We start from the raw sequence: 18582 nt of genomic DNA on the forward strand, positions 1-18582 counted from the left end.
CCTGTGCCCTGCCGATCAGAGACGGAGACACGGTGACCACCATCGACACCGCGGCCATCACGGTCGTACTGCCCGAGGCGTTCGACGAGCGCTGGAGCCGCCTGCCCGGCATCCAGGTCGACGGCCCGCGCATCACCATCGACCCGGCCGAGTACTTCTTCCGCTTCGAGTCCAACAGCTGGCTCGTCGCCGACTGGGAGCTGGTCAAATCCCAGCTCCTGGATGTGGAGGAGACCACAGAGAGCGCGGTCGAGCAGCTGGCGCTGGACTTCATCAAGGCCCACGCCACCTCCACCTCGGACGCCGCCCAGGTGCTGGCCACCGCATACGAGGTGTACGCGTACCTCTTCCGCGACGAGCACCTCGCCAGCCTGGGCCTGCCGCAGATCACCAGCGAGCACCTGCAGATGCTGCGCGAGGCGGCCACGCTGATGGCGCTGAACAAGGTGGAGCTGGACGGGCACATCTCCAACGTCGGCCCGTGCTGGTTCTTCCCGGCCGCCACCTCCGTCGTCTTCGACCTGGACGACGAGATGGGCGGGACGCTCGACGAGGTCTACCACGGCGGCTGGTTCAACGAGCACCGCCGCATCGAGTCCATCAAGGCCCACGCCGCCCTCGGCGGCCGACTCGTTCATGGCTGCCAGTCCGTGCCAGATCAGTCCGGTGGCGTCATCGCGCCCTACGGTGCGTCGATGACCGCCTTCCGCGACGACCTCGCGGCCTTCAAGTCCGGCTGGATCGAGCAGGTCTACGCCCACCGCGTGAGCCCTGCCGCGTAGCACCACACCGCACGCCAGGCTCCGGGGCGGGCAGACACCTCTCGCCCGCCCCGGACGCCTTCAACCTCCTTGGAGCCCCCACGTGACGAACCCCAGCGCCGAACTCCTCGACAACCTGCTCACCCTGGCTGGCTGCACCACCGCCGCGCGCGAGGAGGTACGCGTGTGGTCCATGTCCGGAGTCGAGCGACTGACCTTCCCCGACGCCAGCACCGCGATCTTCAAGTACGCGAAACGGCCCTTCGACAGAGAGGACCAGGCTCTTCGGCTCGCGCACACGCTCGGCGTTCCAGTGCCGCAGGTGCATGCCTCCGCCGTCCTCGATGGCTGGCTCGGCATCCTCATGGAGGATTTCGGCCTTGCCGTCCGTGACGCCGACGACCTCGACGGCACCGCCGCGGCCGTGGTTCTGCACGGCACGCGGACGGCTCCCGCCCTGCCAGTTCTCGACCAGTCCCGCCTCTGCACCCTGCCGAACCGGGCCCTGGAACACCTCGCGCTGCTCCGCAAGGCCGAGCGCTGGCAGGAGACGGACGACGTCGAAGACGCGCTCGACCGGATTGCCCGGGCCGCCGAGGCACGCTCGGCTGGTACGACCGTGGACCCGTTCGGATGGGTGCACTCCGAGTTCCACCCCACCAGCCTCCACCTCAGCCAACACGGTTGGCGGCTGCTGGACTTCGCCCGCGCCTTCACCGGCCCCGGCCTGCTCGACCTCGCCAGCTGGCACGGCACCCTCGACACCCCCGATCCCCTGCGCCTGCGGGTCTTCCTGGAGCAGTACGTCACCGCCGGCGGCACCCCCGACGCCCTCACCCCGCGCGGCGGACTCACCGCCGAGAACTGGGCCCTGGGCTGGCACCGCATGTGGGCCGTCGAGTGGTTCATGGAACAGTCCGTCCGCTGGATCAACGACCCGGCCACCGACCCCGCCTACCTCAAGGCCGTACGCCGCCATCTCACCGACGTCCTCCACCTCCTGGAGGTCTGACGTGCTCGCCCAGGCATCCCCCTGGTACGTCCACGCCCTCCAGCGCACCACGGCCAGCCCCGCCGAGCCGCTGTCGGTACCCGCGCGGATGGAATGGACCACACGGCCGGGCAGCGGGCCCGGCGCCGAGATCCTCGGCATGGACCTGCGCCGCAAGCGGCTGCTGGAACTCGGCTGCGGCCCCGGCCACAATGCCGCCCATCTCGCCACCCGCTACGGCGCCCAGGTCACCGGCGTCGACCTCGTCGGCCTCCAGGTTCGCCGAGCCCGCTCGCACTACGGCCGGCTCAACAACCTGACCTTCGCCGCCGGACACGCCCTGCACTACCTGCAAGCCTCCGACGAACACTTCGACGCCGTCTACTCCGTCTTCGGAGCCATCGGCCTGGTAGCCCCCGAGCTTCTGCTCCCGGCCATCGCTCAGCACCTCAAACCCGGGCGCACCCTCGCCTTCTCCGTCCCCCACCCCCAGCGCGGCGGCCTGCGTCCCACCACCGACGACCGGCCCCGCCGGGACTACGTCACCCTCCCTGACCGCACCCGACTACCCATCGCCCGCTGGGACTTCGACGCCATCCGCTGGGAGAAACACCTCGACCGCGCTGGCCTCTGGCTCACCTCGGCACAGGAGTTCCATGACGCCCGTCGCGGCCTCTGGCCCACCACCCTGCTGATCACCGCGCGCAAGCTCTGACCCCCACCCCACCCAGAGGGAGAACTCATGCGCCAGCCCTATTTGCTTCTCGACGTCGACGGCGTCCTCATACCCTTCCCCGCCGCCGATGGGAGCACCCCGGCCACCCACGACCGCCACGATGTCGTTCCTGCCGGCCGCAGTGCCGACAACCCGGTCACCATCTGGCTCAACCCCGCACACGGCCCCCTGCTCGTGCACGTGATCCTAACCGGCCTGGTCGCCCCCGCCTGGTGCACCAGCTGGCGCCAGGACGCCACCACGCTGATCGGGCCGCTCCTCGGTCTCCCGCCTCTGCCCTACGTCGATCTCCCACGTCCACAGATCACGACCAGCCACCCCAACGGCTATCTCTGGAAACGAGACCAGGTCGATGTCTGGTTGGGCGACACACCTGTCGCTTGGGTCGACGATGACTTCACCGCCCTCGACCACGCCTGGGCAGCAGAGCGCACGGCGCGTGGAGCGGCGACTCTCCTGGTCCAGCCCGATCCCCACGTCGGGTTGTTAACCGAGCACCTGGCTGAGGTCATGGGATGGGTTGGTCGACTTTCCGACCTGCGAGCCAGCGATCCCTCTCCTGCGTCCGGAGCCGAAGCAGCCTGACGCGATCACAGAGCAAGACGTCAGCACCGGCCGACAGCCAACTGCTTCATCTATCGATGCCGTCCGCGTTCCTCGGACTTGGAGGTCAGCGCCGTGACCGAGGGCTTGGGCGTCATGGGCGCAAAGGATGCTCCGGTGGTGCTGCTTCGCTGTCGTGCCGCCTGTGCTCGCTTGTTCGGTTGGACGGCAATGCGCCAGTTCAGGACTTCGGCGGGCTGTTCGGCAGTGTCGAGTTCTCGCTGGGCAGCGACTTCGGCCAAGAGACGCCGGGGGTTGTGACCGGCAGTCTCGGCGCGGGCGAGGGTTGTGGTCAGGGCCGACCAGGCAGGGTCGGCGAGGATGCGGTCGGCGTGGTCGGGGAGGGCTGCGCGCAGGTCCTGCTCGAAGCGGCGGACGGTGGCGTTGCGTGGGGCGCGGCGGGTGAGATCCGCCAGTACCGGCTCGCCGGCCTGCTGGTAACCCGCCTGCAGATGGCGGAAGGCTGCCTCGGCTGCAGCCGCCTGCTGCTCGTGGCCGCGTTGTTCGTGCCACTTGACGGCTGCCCGCGCCAGATGGAGCGCGGCGAAGAACAGGGCAATGGCGAGTCCGCCCGGATCATGTGTGGCGTAGGCGAGTTCCTTGGCGGCTTCCCGGAAGGCCGTGGCGGCCTGGTGGTCGGCCCGGATCGCCGAGCGGCGGGCGCGGTTGAACGCTTTTGCGGCGGCTTGCAGTTCGGCCCGGTGCTCGCCGTTGGCGGCGAGGGCCAGGTTGTGGAGGGCGTCGCCGAAGGCATCCACATGGCCTTGGGCCACCTCGTCGTCGCCCGAGTCGAGGACCGTCTGGGCATCGCGGATGGCGGTCTCGGCGCGATGCCACGGTTCGGCAGGGTCCGCCACCTGCTGAGGGCGGTCGGCCACGTCCTGGGTCGGCAGGCGTTCGCAGAGCCGGTTGTAGGACAGGTCGGGGGCGAGCTTCGAGCCGCCGTACCAGACCGGCTCGCCGTTGGCCGTATCGCCGGGCGCGGCCAGGCTGTAGCCGGTCACCTCGCCGGTCTCGGGGCCGATGCGCGGCTTGACCTGGATGCCGAGGGAGCGCAGCACGGTGAAGTACTCGTCGATGCTGCGTACGGCGGCGGCGACCGCGTATGCCTGCTCGCGCAGCCACTCCCGCGCGGTCTCCTCCCGGCCCTGGCGTTCCGCCTTCGCCCGCTCGGCGCCGGTCGGGGTACGCGGGGCGGTCAGGTCGCCGGACTTCAGGCGGCGCAGCCCGAACTCGGCCTCGATCTTGCGGCATTCCCGCTGGGCCCGCCAGCCGTCCCGGTTCGTGCGGGGGCGGCGGCCGTCGGCGCGGACGGTGGTCGCGAGGATGTGGATGTGGTCGTCGGCGTGCCGGACTGCGATCCAGCGACACGGCTTGTCGTCTCCCTCGGGGGCGATGCCCGTAGCGGCTACGACGCGGCGGGCAACCTCGGCCCACTCAGCGTCGGTGAGGTAGCGGTCGCCGGGCGCGGTGCGTACGGGGCAGTGCCACACATGCTGAGGAGGCTGCTTCCCGCCGAGCTCCCGGGTGCGGAGGTCGACGTGGTGGTCCAGGCGCCGGGCGAGCTGGGTGTAGGTGGCCTCGGGGTCGCGGCCGGGGTCAGGGGCGCCGGCCATGTCCCAGGCGGCCACGATGTGGGGGTCGGTGTGCTCGTCGCGCCGCCCCTTGCCGAAGAGGTAGTTGATCAGGCCGAGCGTGCTGGAGCCTGTGGAGACGTCAGGCACCATGACCGGCTGTTTCCGCCAGGAGCTGGTCCATTAGTGCGTAACTGGCCTGGGCGGCCAGCTCAATGCGGTCGAGGACGGCCTCGGCGCGCTCGGGTATGGCGCCGGAGTGAATGGCTGCCGTGACCTGGTTCAGATTGGTGCCGATCCGGTTCAACGCCTTGGTGTGCGCTTCGATGGCCTCCACCAGAGGGCGGACGGGGTCGTCCTCTGGGCTGCCGACCATGCCCGCCTTGCCGAGCGCGACGGCGAGGGCGGCGTCGCCGACGAAGCCGGCGAACTTCTGGTGGCGCCGCCTGGCCTCGGCATCGATGAGGCGGACGGCGGTCGGGGTAAAGCGGATCTTCTTCTCCTGGTCGCGTCTCTCGGTGGTGCGCTTGCGGTTCATTCGCGCAGGCAGTGTGGGGGCGTCGGGCTCACGCCACGAGGGCTGCTCAACGGCGGCGTGCGCTTGACGGGCAGACGGCTTGGCGAGTGGGGTGTTGGAGTCGGCGACTGGCTGCTCGGCGCTGTCGGCGGGAGACGCGGTGCGGGGCTCGTTCACCCCCTCCTCAGGCTCGGGTGCCCGCTGGCGCCCGGCCCCCTCTCCCTCCGCCACCCCAGAGGCGGGGGCAAGCGCGGACGAAGCCCCTTTAGGGGCTCGTTCGCTCCAGCTTGCTGCTGTTCGTCGGTCCCGGCTGAACCAACCCCAGCGGCGGGACGAAGAGGAGTTCGTGTCGTTCTCGGTGTGCATGGTGGTGCTCCGAAGGAGAGGGGGATCGGGCTGTGTCACGTCCGTCGCATCCGTCGCATGCCTGGTCAGCGCTGGTACGGACACCCGGGCAGGTACGGAGAACTCCGTCCCGGCGACAGAATCCGTCCCCGCGCTGACCTGCGCGGGGACGGATGCGACGAAGTGATACGGGCCCCGGTGGGATCAGAGAGCGCGCGTCGGCCCGGCGGGGCCACCGGGCGGGCCGACAGGCAGCGTCCCGGTCGGGGCGGCGGGCGGCCTGCCCTGCGGCATGCGGGCGGGGGCGGCGCCGTGTTCGGGCTCGGGTGCGGCCCTGACGAGGTCCGGGCAGTTGCGGGCCCAGGCGTCCAGGAACCGGTTGCGCATGTACGCCTTGGCCTGCCTGCCCTTGTCGAACCGGTAGTTGGCCGGGCTGATGTTGAAGTCCCGCAGCAGGTTGCTCAGGTGGTAGGCGTTCAGCCCTTTGGTGCCGTGCTCCGCCCACGGGGCCTCGGCGTCCTGGATCAGAGCGGCGACCAGATCCTGGGTAGCCAGGGCCTCGGGGTTGTCCGCCTGCGCGAAGATGCGGTGGATGTCGCGCAGGAGCCGCGTCTTCAGGCTGCTCTGTTCGTCCTGGGCCGCCTCGTGGCGGGTCATGGCCAGGCAGGCGGCACGAGCCTGGGCGGGCCACTGGCCGCCTGCCAGGTCGGCGATGATGACCAGCGGCTCCCAGGTGTCCGCTGCCCGGTCTTCCACCGGCATCTGCGGCACCATTCGGGCAGCCTGTCCGCGCAGGGGACCCAGCCAGGCGGTCAGCCGGTCACGCAGCGCGTTGAGTTCCGGCACCGAATACCGGGAGCGGAACAGGGTGACCTTTTCGCCCGGCTTACGCTTCTGCATCCGCAGAACGACCGCCCGATCCATGACCGTGTCCGGCAGGTCGCCGATCCCCGCGATGGCAGCCATGGCGAAGGTGGGGAACGGAGTCGGTTTGTGATCCGGACCGGAGATCCGCCACGCGGGCCGGTTGCGCTGGTGCCCGGCATTCAGCAGGCCGCGCAGGATCTCACTGTCACCGCTCGCCTTGGGGCCGAAGATGGTGTCCGCCTCGTCCACCAGCAGGGTAGGCGGGTTCTTGCCGATGACCCGGAAGATGACCGCCGGGGAGGTGTTCACCGTCATCATCGGCTGGTGCACGATCTCGTGGAGCACATCCAGAACCCGGGACTTGCCGCACCCCTTCGTCGGGCTCACCACCGCCAGACGCGGAGCATGCTGCAGAGCCGTCTGGATGTGCGTGGCCGTCACCCACAGGGTGACAGCGGTCAGCGCCTCCTCGCTGGGCAGCACCACGTACTTGCCGATCGCTGCCCGCAACTCGTCCAGCAGCGCGACCCCGTCAGCGGCTACCTGAGCACCGGCGCCTTCATGGCCGCCGGTACGTGTCCCGCCATCGGTGGCTGCGATCTCTTGTTGCTCGGCCGGCTCCCCGGGGACGTCGGTCCCCAGCGGCAGGTGACGGCCGCTGTCCCGGTCCCCACTGCGGTCCCCTGGGGCAACTCCAGAGTCTTGGGGACCGGTCCCCGTTGGCGTGCCGATGCCACTGACCTGCACGTCTCCAACGGAATTGGATATGGGGACCGTGGTTCGCGCCGACAGGGGACCGGATGTATCGCGGGGACGGTCCCCTGATGCCGCAGCAGCAGAATGCTCGTCTTCGCGGCGTCCGGGGACACCTTGGCCGGGGACCGCGACCTCGGGCCAGTTGACCTTGGGGACCGTGTTCGGGTTGGTGGGGGACGTAGAGTCCTCCATAGACGTTCCTCTCAGACGAGGGGCAGGACGGGCAAGGTCCAGCCCCTCGTCGGCTTGTTCGTTCAGGGATGGGCGGTGTGCGGGGGACTCTCCGGCCTTCGGCGTTGGCGCGCCGAGGGCCGTTTCCGTGTCCCGGGCCTCCGGCGGCTCAGGAGGCCAGACCCCACTCGTCTCGGCCCTCGATCAGCGCCCGCTCGTAGCGCAGCAGCTCGGCCTCGGGGTACAGCACCCGCTTGCCGATCTTGATGCCGCGCGGGCCCTTCTCGATCTGGCGCCAGTAGCGGACTGTGCTCTCCGCTGTGCGGTAGCGCTCGGCGACCTCGGTGGTGGTCAGGTATCGCATGCATTCCCAATCGACTAGTCGGCAATCCGATCTGCATAGGTTGTACCCGAACGATCGCCGGTCAACCAAATCGGCAAGCGTGTGTTTCAATTGGGAAAGCAACGGTCGGGATGGAGGTTCGATGGCAGGCGACAAGGCCGACGGCGGTGAGGTGCCGCTGCTCTACAGCGAGGGCAACATCGCCGCGCGGGTGGCGCTGGAGCGCGAAGTCAGGGGATGGAGCACGATCGAGCTGGCGGACCGGGTGTCCAAGGCCGGCGTCAAGATGAACCAGACCGCCGTCTGGCGCATCGAGAACGGCACCCCACGCCGCCGTATCAACGTCGACGAAGCCCTCGCCTTCGCCCGCGTCTTCGAGCTGCCCCTCGAAGAGCTGATGTCCCCGCCGCTGGAAGGGCTGGACCTCAACAGCAGACGGCTCGTCCAGGAAGCCGTCGAGGCGTACTACGAGACACGCGACGCAGAAGACCGCCTGCACCACGCCGTTGTCGGCATCGCAGAGCACATCCAGGCCCACCCGGACAGCTCACGGGCCATCCACGAACAGTGCCTTCGCCTCATGGGCGACGAGCGCGACGCCCGCACCCTCACCGAGCACATCGAGGGCGGCGGCTACCACCGATAGCCAACCCAAGGGAGAAGCCACTTGGCGAACATTCAGAAGCGCCCCAATGGCAAATGGCGGGCCCGCTACCGAGACCTTGACGGTAAGGAGCACGCCCGCCACTTCGACCGCAAGATCGACGCCCAGCGCTGGCTCGACGAGGCCACGGCCAGCATCGTCACGGGCCAGTACGTCGACCCCCGTGCCGGACGGATCACGTTCGAGAAGTACGCGAAGAAGTGGGAGGAGTCGCTCATCGCCAGCGAGGCGGGCGAGCGCATCACCGACAACGCGCTCCGGCTCCACCTCGTCCCGGCGCTCGGCTCCCGTGCCATGGCGGCGATACGCCGCAACGACCTCCAGGTGCTCTTCAAGAGCCTGTCCGAGCTGCTTGGCCCCGGCAGCGTGCGCAACATCTACGACGTCCTCGTACGCCTCATGACCGCAGCCGTGGAGGACAAGGTCATCGCCTCCAGTCCGTGCCGCCGGATCATCCTCCCGCCCATGCCGGACGAGGAGGTCACCCCGCCCACGGTCGCCCAGGTCGAGGCCATGGCCCGAGTCATGCCGCCGTACATCCGTGCGGCGATTGTCACACTTGCCCGATCAGGCTTGCGAATAGGCGAGTTGCTCGGCCTCAAGGTGTCGGATGTCGACTTCAAGGCGGGCGCTATCCGCGTCGACCGTCAGCGCCTCCAGTCGGGGAAGATTGGCCCGCCGAAGACCGCCAAGTCCCGGCGTACGGTCCCGGTCGGCGAGGTCGTCACGGACGCTCTCCTCACGCACCTCGCGGCACGCCCCTCCAGGGAGTGGCTGTTCACGATGGAGGAGGGAGAGCCGCTCAACTACCGCCGCTGGAAGACGGAGTGGAACTGCGCTCGCAGGACGCTCCAAGCAGCGGAGAACGAGGCAGCCGAGCGCGAGGGCCGCAAGCCCGTCGAGCTGCCGCACATTGTGACCCACGACCTGCGGCACTTCTTCGCCTCTGCGCTCATCGCCGGCGGAGCGAGCGTCAAGCAGGTCCAGCTGGTCCTCGGCCACGCGTCCGCCGTCATCACGCTGCGGATCTACGCCCACCTGTGGCCGGGTGAAGAAGACCGCACCCGGTCCGTCATAGACGCCGTGCTCGGCGGCCTGCGGACCGGGTGCGGACCGGAAGACCGTGCGATCAAGGAAACCGCAGGTCAGACGGCATGATTCAAGATCAAGCCTTCTTCGTCTCCCAGAAGATCTTGTCGATCTGGGCGATGTGGTCCAGCGCCTTCTGGCCCGTCGCCGGGTCGGTGGAGGCCTTGGCGGCGGAGAGGGCCTTCAGCGTGTCGTTGACCAGCTGGTGCAGTTCGGGGTACTTCTCGAAGTGCGGGGCCTTGAAGTAGTCGCTCCAGAGCACGGAGACGTGGTGCTTGGCCAGCTCGGCGCGCTGCTCCTTGATGACCGTGGCGCGGGCCTGGTAGTGCGGGTCGTCGTTGCCGGCCATCTTCTCCTGGACGGCCTTCACCGACTCCGCCTCGATGCGGGCCTGGGCGGGGTCGTACACACCGCAGGGCAGGTCGCAGTGCGCGCTGACCTTGACCTTGGGGGCAAACAGGCGGGAAAGCATGGAGCATTCCTTCCTCGTGATCGTCTTCTCAGGGGGGACATTACTCCCTGCAAAGCCTGTTTTCGCGGGTGCCCCCAGGGGCTTAGGACAAAAGTCCAGGGTCAGACTGGGACTGGTGGAGGAACGGACCGGGGAGGTGCCGGGGATGCCGGAGCTGTTGCAGGAGACCGAGCGCGGAGGCGCTGTGCTGCCCTTCGGGCTGGCCGAGGTGACCGGTCCGTCCATGGTGCCCACGCTGCACCACGGGGACCGGCTGGTGGTGCAGTACGGGGCCCGGGTCCGCGCGGGGGAGGTGATCGTGCTGCGCCATCCGTTCCAGCAGGACCTGCTCGTCGTCAAGCGGGCGGCGGAGCGCCGCGAGGGCGGCTGGTGGGTGCTGGGCGACAACGCGTACGCGGGCGGGGACAGCACCGACTACGGCACGGTGCCCGAGGATCTGGTGCTGGGCAGGGTGTGGCTGCGCTACCGGCCGCGCCGGGAGGGTCAGCGCTCGCCGCTGGCGCTGGTGCGCTGGGCGCTGTCGGCGGTCAGGCCCGTGCTCGCCGACCGGTCGGCCTCCAGGCGCTTGCGGGCCCGGTAGGCGGCCACGTTGGCGCGGGTGGCGCAGCGGTCGGAGCAGTAGCGGCGGGAGCGGTTGGTCGAGGTGTCCAGATAGGCGTTGCGGCAGGGCGCGGCCTCGCACAGGCCGAGGCGGTCCACGCCGTACTCGGTGAGGTGGAAGGCCAGGCCCATGGCCGCGATCGCCGCGTAGCCGGCGGTGGCGTTGGACGGGTGGTCGGCCAGGTGCATGTGCCACAGCGGCCGGCCGTCCTCGTCGCGGTGGTCGTGCCCGGAGATCTGCGGGCTCACCGGGAACTCCAGCAGCAGTGAGTTCAGCAGGGCCACCGCCAGCGTCTCGTCGCCCTGGTCGGCCGCCTCGAAGACCGACCGCAGCCGCCCCCGGACCGAGCGGAAGCGCGTGACGTCGGCCTCGGTGGCGCGCCGGGCCGCCGAGCCGTTGGCGCCGAAGAGGTCGCGGACCGCCTCCACCGAGGTCAGGACGTCCTTGCCGCGCCCCGGTTCCTCGCTGTTGACGAGACGTACGGCGTAGTCCGAGTAATAGGCCAGTTCCACTTGTAGTCCTTACGAGGGCACTCTATGGTCTTGGGTGCGGTCGGTAACAGCCGGTCGTGGTTCCAGGGTATTACGCGACCTGAGTGAGGGAGACGGCGATGACCGGCACGGGCACGGACGTCACGGCGGCGGGCACCGACTGGCGGGCCTGGCAGGAGAGCTGGGACCGGCAGCAGGAGTGGTACATGCCCGACCGCGAGGACCGCTTCCGCATCATGCTCGACATGGTGGAGGCCCTGGTCGGCGCCGCGCCGCGGGTCCTGGACCTGGCCTGCGGCACCGGCACCATCACCGCCCGCCTGCTCGACCGCTTCCCGGCGGCCACCAGCACGGGCGTCGACCTCGACCCGGCGCTCCTGGCCATCGCCGAGGGCACCTTCGCGGGTGACGAGCGGGTCTCCTTCGTGACCGCCGATCTGAAGGACCCCGACTGGACGGCGAAGCTGCCGTACGGCTCCTACGACGCCGTGCTGACCGCCACGGCCCTGCACTGGCTGCACAGCGAACCCCTCGCCGCCCTCTACGGTCAGGTCGCGGGACTCGTCCGCGACGGTGGTGTCTTCATGAACGCGGACCACATGATCGACGAGTCGACGCCCCGGATCAACGCGGCCGAGCGCGCCCAGCGCCACGAGCGCATGGAACGCGCCAAGGAGGAGGGCGCCCTGGACTGGGCGGCCTGGTGGCAGGTGGCCGCGGAGGACCCGGTGCTGGCCGGGCCGACCGCCCGCCGCTTCGAGATCTACGGGGAGCACGCCGACGGCGACATGCCCTCCGCCGCCTGGCACGCGCGCGTGCTGCGCGAGAAGGGCTTCGCCGAGGCCCGCCCGGTGTGGTGCTCGCCGTCGGACACCCTGCTGCTGGCCCTGAAGTAGCGCGGGCCGCGGCGCGCACATGTGTGAGGGGCGGTACGGGACGAACCCGTACCGCCCCTCACACATGTGCGCCGTACGGCGGGGCTACAGCACCTTCGACAGGAACGAGCGCGTCCGCTCGTGCTGCGGGTCGGTCAGCACCTCGCGCGGATGCCCGGACTCGACCACCACGCCCTCGTCCATGAAGACCAGGCTGTCGCCGACCTCGCGGGCGAAGCCCATCTCGTGGGTGACGACGACCATCGTCATCCCGGACTCGGCGAGGTCGCGCATGACGTCGAGGACGTCGCCGACCAGCTCGGGGTCGAGCGCCGAGGTCGGCTCGTCGAACAGCATCAGCTTGGGGTCCATGGCCAGCGCGCGGGCGATGGCCACGCGCTGCTGCTGGCCGCCGGAGAGCTGCGAGGGGTAGTGCCCCGCGCGGTCGGCCAGGCCCACCCGCTCCAGCAGCTGCACCGCACGGTCCCGGGCCTCACCCCGGTTCACGCCCCTGACCTGGACCGGCGCCTCGATGACGTTCTCCAGGGCGGTCATGTGCGGGAACAGGTTGAAGCGCTGGAAGACCATGCCGATGTCGCGGCGCTTCATGGCGACCTCGCGGTCGCGCAGCTCGTAGAGCTTGTCGCCGTGCTGGCGGTAGCCGACCAGCTCGCCGTCGACCCAGAGCCGGCCCGCGTTGATCTTCTCCAGGTGGTTGATGCAGCGCAGGAACGTCGACTTGCCGGAGCCGGAGGGGCCGATGAGGCAGAACACCTCGCCCGCCCTGACCTCCAGGTCGATGCCCTTGAGCACCTCGACCTGGCCGAAGGACTTGTGCACGCCCTCGGCCTTCACCATCGCCACGCCGGTGCCGGGCGCGGCGAGGTCCTGCTTGGTGAGCTTGTCGGTCATGCCGTGACCTTCCTGCTGGAGAAGGACGTCAGATGTGCTCGGACCTTCTGCCAGGGCGTGGCCGGCAGGCTGCGGCTGGAGCCGCGGGCGTAGTACCGCTCGATGTAGTACTGGCCCACGCTCAGCACCGAGGTCATGATCAGGTACCAGGCCGCGGCGAGGAAGTACATCTCCACCGGGGCGCCGGAGACCTGTCCGATGTCCTGGGCGTAGCGGAACAGCTCCGGATACTGGACGGCCGCCACCAGGGAGGTCGTCTTCAGCATGTTGATGACCTCGTTGCCGGTCGGCGGCACGATCACCCGCATCGCCTGCGGGATGACGATGCGCCGCAGGGTCTTGCCGTGGCTCATGCCCAGCGCGTGGGCCGCCTCGGTCTGGCCCTCGTCGACGGCGAGCAGGCCGGCGCGGCAGATCTCCGCCATGTACGCCGCCTCGTTCAGACCCAGGCCGAGCAGCGCCGTCAGCAGCGGCGTCATGAAGTTCGACCAGTAGTCCTTGTAGAACGGCATCAGGTTGACGTACTCGAAGACCAGGCCGAGGTTGAACCAGAGGAACAGCTGGACCAGGACCGGGGTGCCGCGGAAGAACCAGATGTAGAACCAGGCGATCGCCGAGGTCACCGGGTTCTTGGAAAGGCGCATCACCGCGAGGACGATGCCGCCGACGATGCCGATGAGCATCGACAGGACCGTCAGCAGGAGGGTCTTGCCGACGCCGGTGGTGATCCGGTCGTCGAAGAAGTAGTCCGGCACGGCGTGCCAGTTGATCTTGCCCTGGCCGAACGCGTAGATGATCGCGGCCAGGGCGGCGATCGCGACGAGCGCGGTGACGTAGCGCCCGTAGTGCCTCACGGGGATGGCCTTGACGGGCTGGGGGCCGGTGGCGGGCGCGTCGCCGGGCCCGGCCGTCTTGTCGATGTCAGCAGTCACGGATGTCGCCTCTCAGCGGCCGCTCGGCGCGGTCACTTGCCGCCGTTGACGACGGACTCCTTGACGGCGCCGTCCTGGGCGCCCCACTTCTCCAGGATCTTCTGGTACTCGCCGCTCTTGATGATCGCGTTCATCGCGGCCTGGAGGGCGTCGCGCAGCTGGGTGTTGCTCTTGCCGACGGCGATGCCGTACGGGGCCGCCTCGACCTGCTCGCCGACGACCTGGAAGTCCTTGCCGCCGCCCGAGGTCTTCACCGCGTACGCGGCGACCGGGAAGTCGGAGGAGGCCGCGTCCACGCCGCCCGAGCGCAGGCGGGTCTGGGCCTGCTGGTCGTCGTCGAACGCCTCGATGGTGAGCTTCTTGCCGCTCGGACACTTCTTCGCCTCGGCCTTGGCGAGGTCCTGCGAGACGGTGCCGCGCTCCAGCGCGATCTTCTTGCCGCACAGGTCGGACCAGGAGGTGATGTTCTCCGTGTCGCCCTTACGCGTGTAGATGGAGACACCGGCGGTCAGGTAGTCGACGAAGTCGACCCCTTCGCCGACCTTCTTGCCCGTGGTCGGGTCGACACCGTCCTGGCGGCTCTTGTTGTCCGTCATCGCCGACATCGCGATGTCGTAGCGGCTGGAGCGGATGCCGGTGAGCAGGGCGTCGAAGGTGCCGTTCTCGAACTCGAAGGTCACCCCGAGCTGCTTGCCGAGCGCCGCGGCGACATCGGGGTCGAGCCCGACGACCGTGCCGGACTTGTCCTTGAACTCGACCGGCGCGTAGGCGATGTCCGAACCGACCTTGACGACACCCTTGTCGCGGATCGCCGCCGGGAGCTTGGCGGCGAGCGGCGCGGAGTTCGCGGAGGAGGAGTTCCCCGAGGACGTGTCCTTGTCCTTGTCCTTGGTCTGGTCACCGCAGCCGGTGAGCAGCAGGGCGCCTGCGACCGCGATCGCGCCCGCCGCGGCCAGACGGGAGTGCGCGGCGGTCGTACGACGGGTGGAGCGTGCGGTCATGGTGGATTCCTCCGGCGGATGGGTGGAGATGCCGATGGGTCGACGAGAACACACACCTTCGGGTGTCGCGACCTCGTGTGATTGACGCATCTTGCCATTCGGACTGCGCCGTTCAGGGCAATCCCGATGTCAAAATCGGATAACGGGTGATCCGCGGAGCCCGACCGGCCGATCCGCTGGACCGGACCTTCGACGGGAATGACTTCTTCCGGCCGGAGAATCTCCGGCCCGGCCCGGCCGGCACCTCGGCGGCGGACGGCTTATGGGCGAATTCGAGGTCTTGTCAAGGGTTCGGCGAGGACTTGTCCCCATATTGGGCCACGTGTCACGCCGTCGTCATGTGACCTTGGCGTTATGGACTCGTCGCCGACGCCATCCGTCCGGTAAGAAGGTTCTTTACACCCCTCATCCGGGGCTCAGGGTGCGTGTGCGGCGCGCCCGTCGCGTACGGCACGCACGCATCACTCACGGGCTGTGCGCGGTCCCGCCCACCCCTCACCAGGAGTGGCCACCCTCAAACCATGAACAATTAAGGGGTAAAACCAAGTGGCAGCGGAGATCGTCAATCCTCGCAGCGACAGCAGTACGGATCAGGACGGCGGGGCAGAGCCGCTGGATTCCTTCGACCCGGCTTTCGCGCTGCACCGGGGCGGGAAGATGGCCGTGCAGGCCACCGTTCCCGTCCGTGACAAGGACGACCTGTCCCTGGCTTACACGCCCGGCGTGGCGCGGGTGTGCACCGCGATCGCCGAGCAGCCGGAACTGGTCCACGACTACACGTGGAAATCGTCCGTGGTCGCCGTCGTGACCGACGGCACGGCCGTGCTCGGTCTCGGGGACATCGGCCCCGAAGCCTCCCTTCCGGTGATGGAGGGGAAGGCGATCCTGTTCAAGCAGTTCGGCGGCGTGGACGCGGTGCCGATCGCCCTGGACTGCACCGACGCCGACGAGATCGTCGAGACCGTGGCGCGCCTCGCGCCCTCCTTCGGCGGGGTGAACCTGGAGGACATCTCGGCGCCCCGGTGCTTCGAGATCGAGCGCAAGCTCCAGGAGCGCCTGGACATCCCGGTCTTCCACGACGACCAGCACGGCACCGCGGTCGTCACGCTGGCCGCGCTGCGCAACGCGGCCCGGCTCAGCGGCCGGGGCATCGGTGAGCTGCGCGCCGTGATCTCGGGCGCGGGCGCGGCCGGTGTCGCCATCGCCAAGATGCTGGTGGAGGCCGGCATCGGCGATGTCGCGGTGGCCGACCGCAAGGGCATCGTCTCCGCGGACCGGGCGGACCTCACCCCGGTCAAGCGGGAGCTGGCCGAGTTCACCAACAAGGCGGGCCTCAGCGGCTCCCTGGAGGACGCGCTGTCCGGCGCCGACGTCTTCATCGGCGTCTCCGGCGGCACGGTGTCCGAGACCGCGGTGGCCTCGATGGCGAAGGGCGCCTTCGTCTTCGCCATGGCCAACCCGAACCCGGAGGTCCACCCGGACGTCGCGAGCAAGTACGCGGCGGTCGTGGCCACCGGACGGTCCGACTTCCCCAACCAGATCAACAACGTCCTGGCGTTCCCCGGCATCTTCGCCGGTGCGCTCCAGGTGCGGGCGTCGCGGATCACCGAGGGCATGAAGATCGCGGCGGCCGAGGCGCTCGCCGGGGTCGTCGGCGACGACCTCGCCGCGGACTACGTGATCCCCTCGCCGTTCGACGAGCGGGTCGCCCCGGCCGTGACGGCGGCCGTCGCGGCGGCGGCGCGCGCGGAGGGCGTGGCCCGGCGCTGAGCCCGGCAGCCGATCCGACCCGGGCCCGCGGTCCGGCGTGATCGAAGCGGCCCCGCCCCCTTCCGGGCGGGGCCGCTTCGCGTTCCCGTGGGCGCGCGGGTGTCCGCCGCCCGGCGGCGCCCGTTGGCAAGAGGGCGTGTGTCACAGCACCGCGTGGTTCCGCCGGGTCCGGGCCGCCCCTATCGTCAGGGTCATGTTCGCTGTCTACGCCGCCCGAATCGACCGCGACCGGCCGCTGAACGGTCTGGAGACGGGGGAGCGCCCGGCCCCCGAGGCCCGCCCCGGCTGGAGCACCGTCGACGTCAGGGCCGCCTCCCTGAACCATCACGACCTCTGGTCCCTCAAGGGCGTGGGCCTGTCCGAGGACAGGCTGCCCATGATCCTCGGCTGTGACGCCGCCGGGGTCGACGCGGACGGCAACGAGGTCGTCCTGCACTCCGTGATCGGCCAGAGCGGGCACGGCGTCGGTCCGGCCGAGCCCCGCTCGATCCTGACCGAGCGCTACCCGGGCACCTTCGCCGAACAGGTCTCCGTGCCCACCTGGAACCTGCTGCCCAAGCCCAGGGGGCTCTCCTTCGAGGAGGCCGCCTGCCTGCCCACGGCCTGGCTCACCGCGTACCGGATGCTCTTCACCAACGCCGGGGTGCGGCCTGGGGACTCCGTGCTGGTGCAGGGCGCCGGCGGCGGGGTCGCCACGGCCGCGATCGTGCTCGGCCGGGCGGCCGGGCTCAAGGTCTTCGCGACCAGCCGTGACGAGGGCAAGCGCAAGCGGGCGCTGGAGCTCGGTGCCGTGGAGGCGCTGGAGCCGGGCGCCCGGCTGCCGCAGCGGGTGGACGCGGTGATCGAGACCGTCGGCGCGGCCACCTGGTCCCACTCGGTGAAGTCGCTGCGGCCCGGCGGCACCCTCGTCATCTCCGGCGCCACCAGCGGCGACCGTCCCTCGCACGCCGAGCTGACCCGCATCTTCTTCCTGGAGCTGAAGGTGGTCGGCTCGACCATGGGCACCAAGGACGAGCTGGAGGACCTGCTCTCCTTCTGCGCCACCACCGGCGTGCGCCCGGTCATCGACGAGGTGCTTCCGCTGGAGCGGGCCCGCGAGGGCTTCGAACGGATGGAGTCCGGCGGGCAGTTCGGCAAGATCGTGCTCACCACCTCCTGAGTTCCTTCCGTGGTTCCTTCCGCCCCTGGGGGCGGCATGGCGGCGGGTCCGGGTTCCGGGCCCGCCGTTCGTGTGCCCGGACCCCTTCCGTCAACTGCGGTTGACACGGCACGGCTGTCAACGTACGTTGACATCATGACCGAAGCAACGGATCTCGCCGAACGCGCCGGTGACCGCGACCCGCGGGTCGGGCTGCGGGCCGTCGCCGCGCTGCGCCGGCTGCTGGAGCAGCTGGAGGCGGTGCAGGTGCGCAGCGCGCGCAACCAGGGCTGGTCGTGGCAGGAGATCGCCGCCGAACTCGGCGTCAGCAGGCAGGCTGTGCACAAGAAGTACGGGAGGCAGTGATGTTCGAACGGTTCACCGAGGACGCCCGCGCCGTCGTGCGAGGGGCGGTCGGACACGCCGAGAGCGGCGGCGCGCGGTCCGTGGACGCCGAGCATCTGCTGCTCGCCCTGCTGGACCGCGAGGGGAGCCGCGCCTCTTTCGCCCTCGCCGCGCTCGGACTGGACGCGCACAAGGAGGACGTACGCCGGGAACTGGGCGAGGCCCGGCGGCGCGCCGGTCTCTCCCGCGCCGACACCGACGCCCTCGCCGACCTGGGCATCGACGTCCTGGCGATCGTCTCCCGGGTGGAGGCGGCGCACGGCGTCGGGGCCATGTCGGGGGACCGGGACGACGAGGGCTGGTGGTCGGGGCGCCGCCCCTTCAGCCGCGACGCCAAGAGGGCCCTGGAGAAGGCGCTGCGCATGGCGGTGGCCCGCCGTGACCGGCGCATCGGCGACGAGCACCTCCTGCTCGCCCTGGCCGCCCGCCCCGGAGTGCCCTGCGAGCTCCTCGCCGACCACGGTGTGACCTACACGGCGCTGACCCGGGTGCTGTACGGCGAGGGCGAGGGGGAGGACGGCGCGCGGGCGGCCGGCTGACCGCGCCGCGCGTCCGCCGCACGCCGCCC

At 70.0% G+C, this 18582-nt stretch carries 21 protein-coding genes; 13 read left to right on the forward strand and 8 right to left on the reverse strand.

Annotated elements, in window-relative coordinates; genetic code table 11:
* Positions 1 to 32 precede the first annotated feature (32 nt).
* The 4 genes from B086_RS0136430 to B086_RS0136445 all read left to right on the forward strand — a co-directional run bounded on the left by B086_RS0136430 (position 33) and on the right by B086_RS0136445 (position 3073).
* Positions 33 to 782 carry a hypothetical protein gene (locus B086_RS0136430; protein WP_018571377.1) on the forward strand — a complete coding sequence of 250 codons (750 nt, stop codon included), beginning with the start codon at positions 33 to 35 and terminating at the stop codon, positions 780 to 782.
* Between the two features lie 82 nt (positions 783 to 864).
* Complete coding sequence (locus B086_RS0136435) at positions 865 to 1773, forward strand: phosphotransferase (protein ID WP_018571378.1); 909 nt, start codon at positions 865 to 867, stop codon at positions 1771 to 1773.
* A gap of 1 nt (position 1774) precedes the next feature.
* Complete coding sequence (locus tag B086_RS0136440) at positions 1775 to 2467, forward strand: class I SAM-dependent methyltransferase (RefSeq protein ID WP_018571379.1); 693 nt, start codon at positions 1775 to 1777, stop codon at positions 2465 to 2467.
* A 27-nt stretch (positions 2468 to 2494) separates the two neighbouring features.
* The gene (locus tag B086_RS0136445) at positions 2495 to 3073 is read left to right on the forward strand and encodes a hypothetical protein (protein ID WP_018571380.1); all 579 of its coding nucleotides are present in this window, start codon (positions 2495 to 2497) and stop codon (positions 3071 to 3073) included.
* A 50-nt stretch (positions 3074 to 3123) separates the two neighbouring features.
* Here the strand turns inward: B086_RS0136445 and B086_RS0136450 are convergent, their stop codons facing one another.
* Together B086_RS0136450 and B086_RS0136455 are read right to left on the reverse strand one after the other, a co-directional pair.
* Positions 3124 to 4818, reverse strand: a complete 1695-nt coding sequence (locus B086_RS0136450; RefSeq protein WP_018571381.1) for a relaxase/mobilization nuclease domain-containing protein — start codon at positions 4816 to 4818, stop codon at positions 3124 to 3126.
* Entirely contained in the window at positions 4808 to 5359 is a 552-nt protein-coding gene (locus B086_RS0136455) for a hypothetical protein (RefSeq protein WP_018571382.1), read from the reverse strand. The genes B086_RS0136450 and B086_RS0136455 overlap by 11 nt, the downstream gene beginning before the upstream one ends.
* Positions 5360 to 6110: 751 nt before the next feature.
* Here B086_RS0136455 and B086_RS46310 point away from each other — a divergent pair.
* Positions 6111 to 6524, forward strand: coding sequence for a DUF2378 family protein (locus tag B086_RS46310; protein WP_420712618.1), 414 nt, complete (start codon positions 6111 to 6113; stop codon positions 6522 to 6524).
* A gap of 966 nt (positions 6525 to 7490) precedes the next feature.
* Here the strand turns inward: B086_RS46310 and B086_RS0136465 are convergent.
* Positions 7491 to 7685 (reverse strand): helix-turn-helix transcriptional regulator, encoded by a 195-nt coding sequence (locus tag B086_RS0136465; protein WP_018571384.1) that lies wholly within the window; start codon positions 7683 to 7685, stop codon positions 7491 to 7493.
* Positions 7686 to 7806: 121 nt separating this feature from the next.
* Here B086_RS0136465 and B086_RS0136470 point away from each other — a divergent pair, with 121 nt between their 5' ends.
* Both B086_RS0136470 and B086_RS0136475 read left to right on the forward strand, forming a co-directional pair.
* Positions 7807 to 8310, forward strand: a complete 504-nt coding sequence (locus B086_RS0136470) for a helix-turn-helix domain-containing protein (RefSeq protein WP_018571385.1) — start codon at positions 7807 to 7809, stop codon at positions 8308 to 8310.
* 21 nt (positions 8311 to 8331) lie between these two features.
* Positions 8332 to 9486: a tyrosine-type recombinase/integrase gene (locus B086_RS0136475; RefSeq protein ID WP_018571386.1), complete on the forward strand. Its 1155-nt coding sequence runs from the start codon at positions 8332 to 8334 to the stop codon at positions 9484 to 9486.
* A 7-nt stretch (positions 9487 to 9493) separates the two neighbouring features.
* Here B086_RS0136475 and sodN read toward each other — a convergent pair whose 3' ends face one another.
* Positions 9494 to 9889 carry a superoxide dismutase, Ni gene (gene sodN / locus B086_RS0136480; protein ID WP_018571387.1) on the reverse strand — a complete coding sequence of 132 codons (396 nt, stop codon included), beginning with the start codon at positions 9887 to 9889 and terminating at the stop codon, positions 9494 to 9496.
* A 145-nt stretch (positions 9890 to 10034) separates the two neighbouring features.
* On the opposite strand from sodN, the gene sodX reads away from it, so the two are divergent.
* A complete protein-coding gene (gene sodX, locus B086_RS0136485) occupies positions 10035 to 10469 on the forward strand; it encodes a nickel-type superoxide dismutase maturation protease (RefSeq protein ID WP_018571388.1) in 435 nt (144 codons plus the stop codon).
* Here sodX and B086_RS0136490 read toward each other — a convergent pair.
* Complete coding sequence (locus B086_RS0136490) at positions 10373 to 11002, reverse strand: CGNR zinc finger domain-containing protein (protein WP_018571389.1); 630 nt, start codon at positions 11000 to 11002, stop codon at positions 10373 to 10375. The genes sodX and B086_RS0136490 overlap by 97 nt on opposite strands.
* Positions 11003 to 11100: 98 nt before the next feature.
* Between B086_RS0136490 and B086_RS0136495 the strand changes: the two genes are divergently transcribed.
* Positions 11101 to 11877, forward strand: coding sequence for a class I SAM-dependent methyltransferase (locus B086_RS0136495; RefSeq protein ID WP_018571390.1), 777 nt, complete (start codon positions 11101 to 11103; stop codon positions 11875 to 11877).
* Positions 11878 to 11961: 84 nt separating this feature from the next.
* On the opposite strand, the gene B086_RS0136500 is transcribed toward B086_RS0136495, so the two are convergent.
* From B086_RS0136500 to B086_RS0136510, 3 genes are read right to left on the reverse strand one after another with little or no spacing between them, the layout of a single operon-like run.
* Positions 11962 to 12714 (reverse strand): amino acid ABC transporter ATP-binding protein, encoded by a 753-nt coding sequence (locus tag B086_RS0136500; protein ID WP_026253153.1) that lies wholly within the window; start codon positions 12712 to 12714, stop codon positions 11962 to 11964.
* 50 nt (positions 12715 to 12764) lie between these two features.
* Positions 12765 to 13700, reverse strand: coding sequence for an amino acid ABC transporter permease (locus B086_RS0136505; protein ID WP_018571392.1), 936 nt, complete (start codon positions 13698 to 13700; stop codon positions 12765 to 12767).
* A gap of 32 nt (positions 13701 to 13732) precedes the next feature.
* Positions 13733 to 14701 carry an ABC transporter substrate-binding protein gene (locus B086_RS0136510; protein WP_018571393.1) on the reverse strand — a complete coding sequence of 323 codons (969 nt, stop codon included), beginning with the start codon at positions 14699 to 14701 and terminating at the stop codon, positions 13733 to 13735.
* A gap of 546 nt (positions 14702 to 15247) precedes the next feature.
* Here B086_RS0136510 and B086_RS0136515 point away from each other — a divergent pair.
* The 4 genes from B086_RS0136515 to B086_RS0136530 all read left to right on the forward strand — a co-directional run bounded on the left by B086_RS0136515 (position 15248) and on the right by B086_RS0136530 (position 18553).
* Positions 15248 to 16471 (forward strand): NAD(P)-dependent malic enzyme, encoded by a 1224-nt coding sequence (locus tag B086_RS0136515; protein ID WP_018571394.1) that lies wholly within the window; start codon positions 15248 to 15250, stop codon positions 16469 to 16471.
* 193 nt (positions 16472 to 16664) lie between these two features.
* The gene (locus B086_RS0136520) at positions 16665 to 17630 is read left to right on the forward strand and encodes a zinc-binding dehydrogenase (RefSeq protein WP_018571395.1); all 966 of its coding nucleotides are present in this window, start codon (positions 16665 to 16667) and stop codon (positions 17628 to 17630) included.
* Between the two features lie 135 nt (positions 17631 to 17765).
* The gene (locus B086_RS0136525) at positions 17766 to 17975 is read left to right on the forward strand and encodes a helix-turn-helix domain-containing protein (RefSeq protein WP_018571396.1); all 210 of its coding nucleotides are present in this window, start codon (positions 17766 to 17768) and stop codon (positions 17973 to 17975) included.
* Positions 17975 to 18553: a Clp protease N-terminal domain-containing protein gene (locus tag B086_RS0136530; protein WP_018571397.1), complete on the forward strand. Its 579-nt coding sequence runs from the start codon at positions 17975 to 17977 to the stop codon at positions 18551 to 18553. Before B086_RS0136525 ends, B086_RS0136530 begins: the two co-directional genes overlap by 1 nt.
* Positions 18554 to 18582 lie beyond the last annotated feature (29 nt).

This window comes from Streptomyces sp. PsTaAH-124, assembly GCF_000373685.1.
Taxonomy (GTDB): Bacteria; Actinomycetota; Actinomycetes; order Streptomycetales; family Streptomycetaceae; genus Streptomyces; species Streptomyces andamanensis.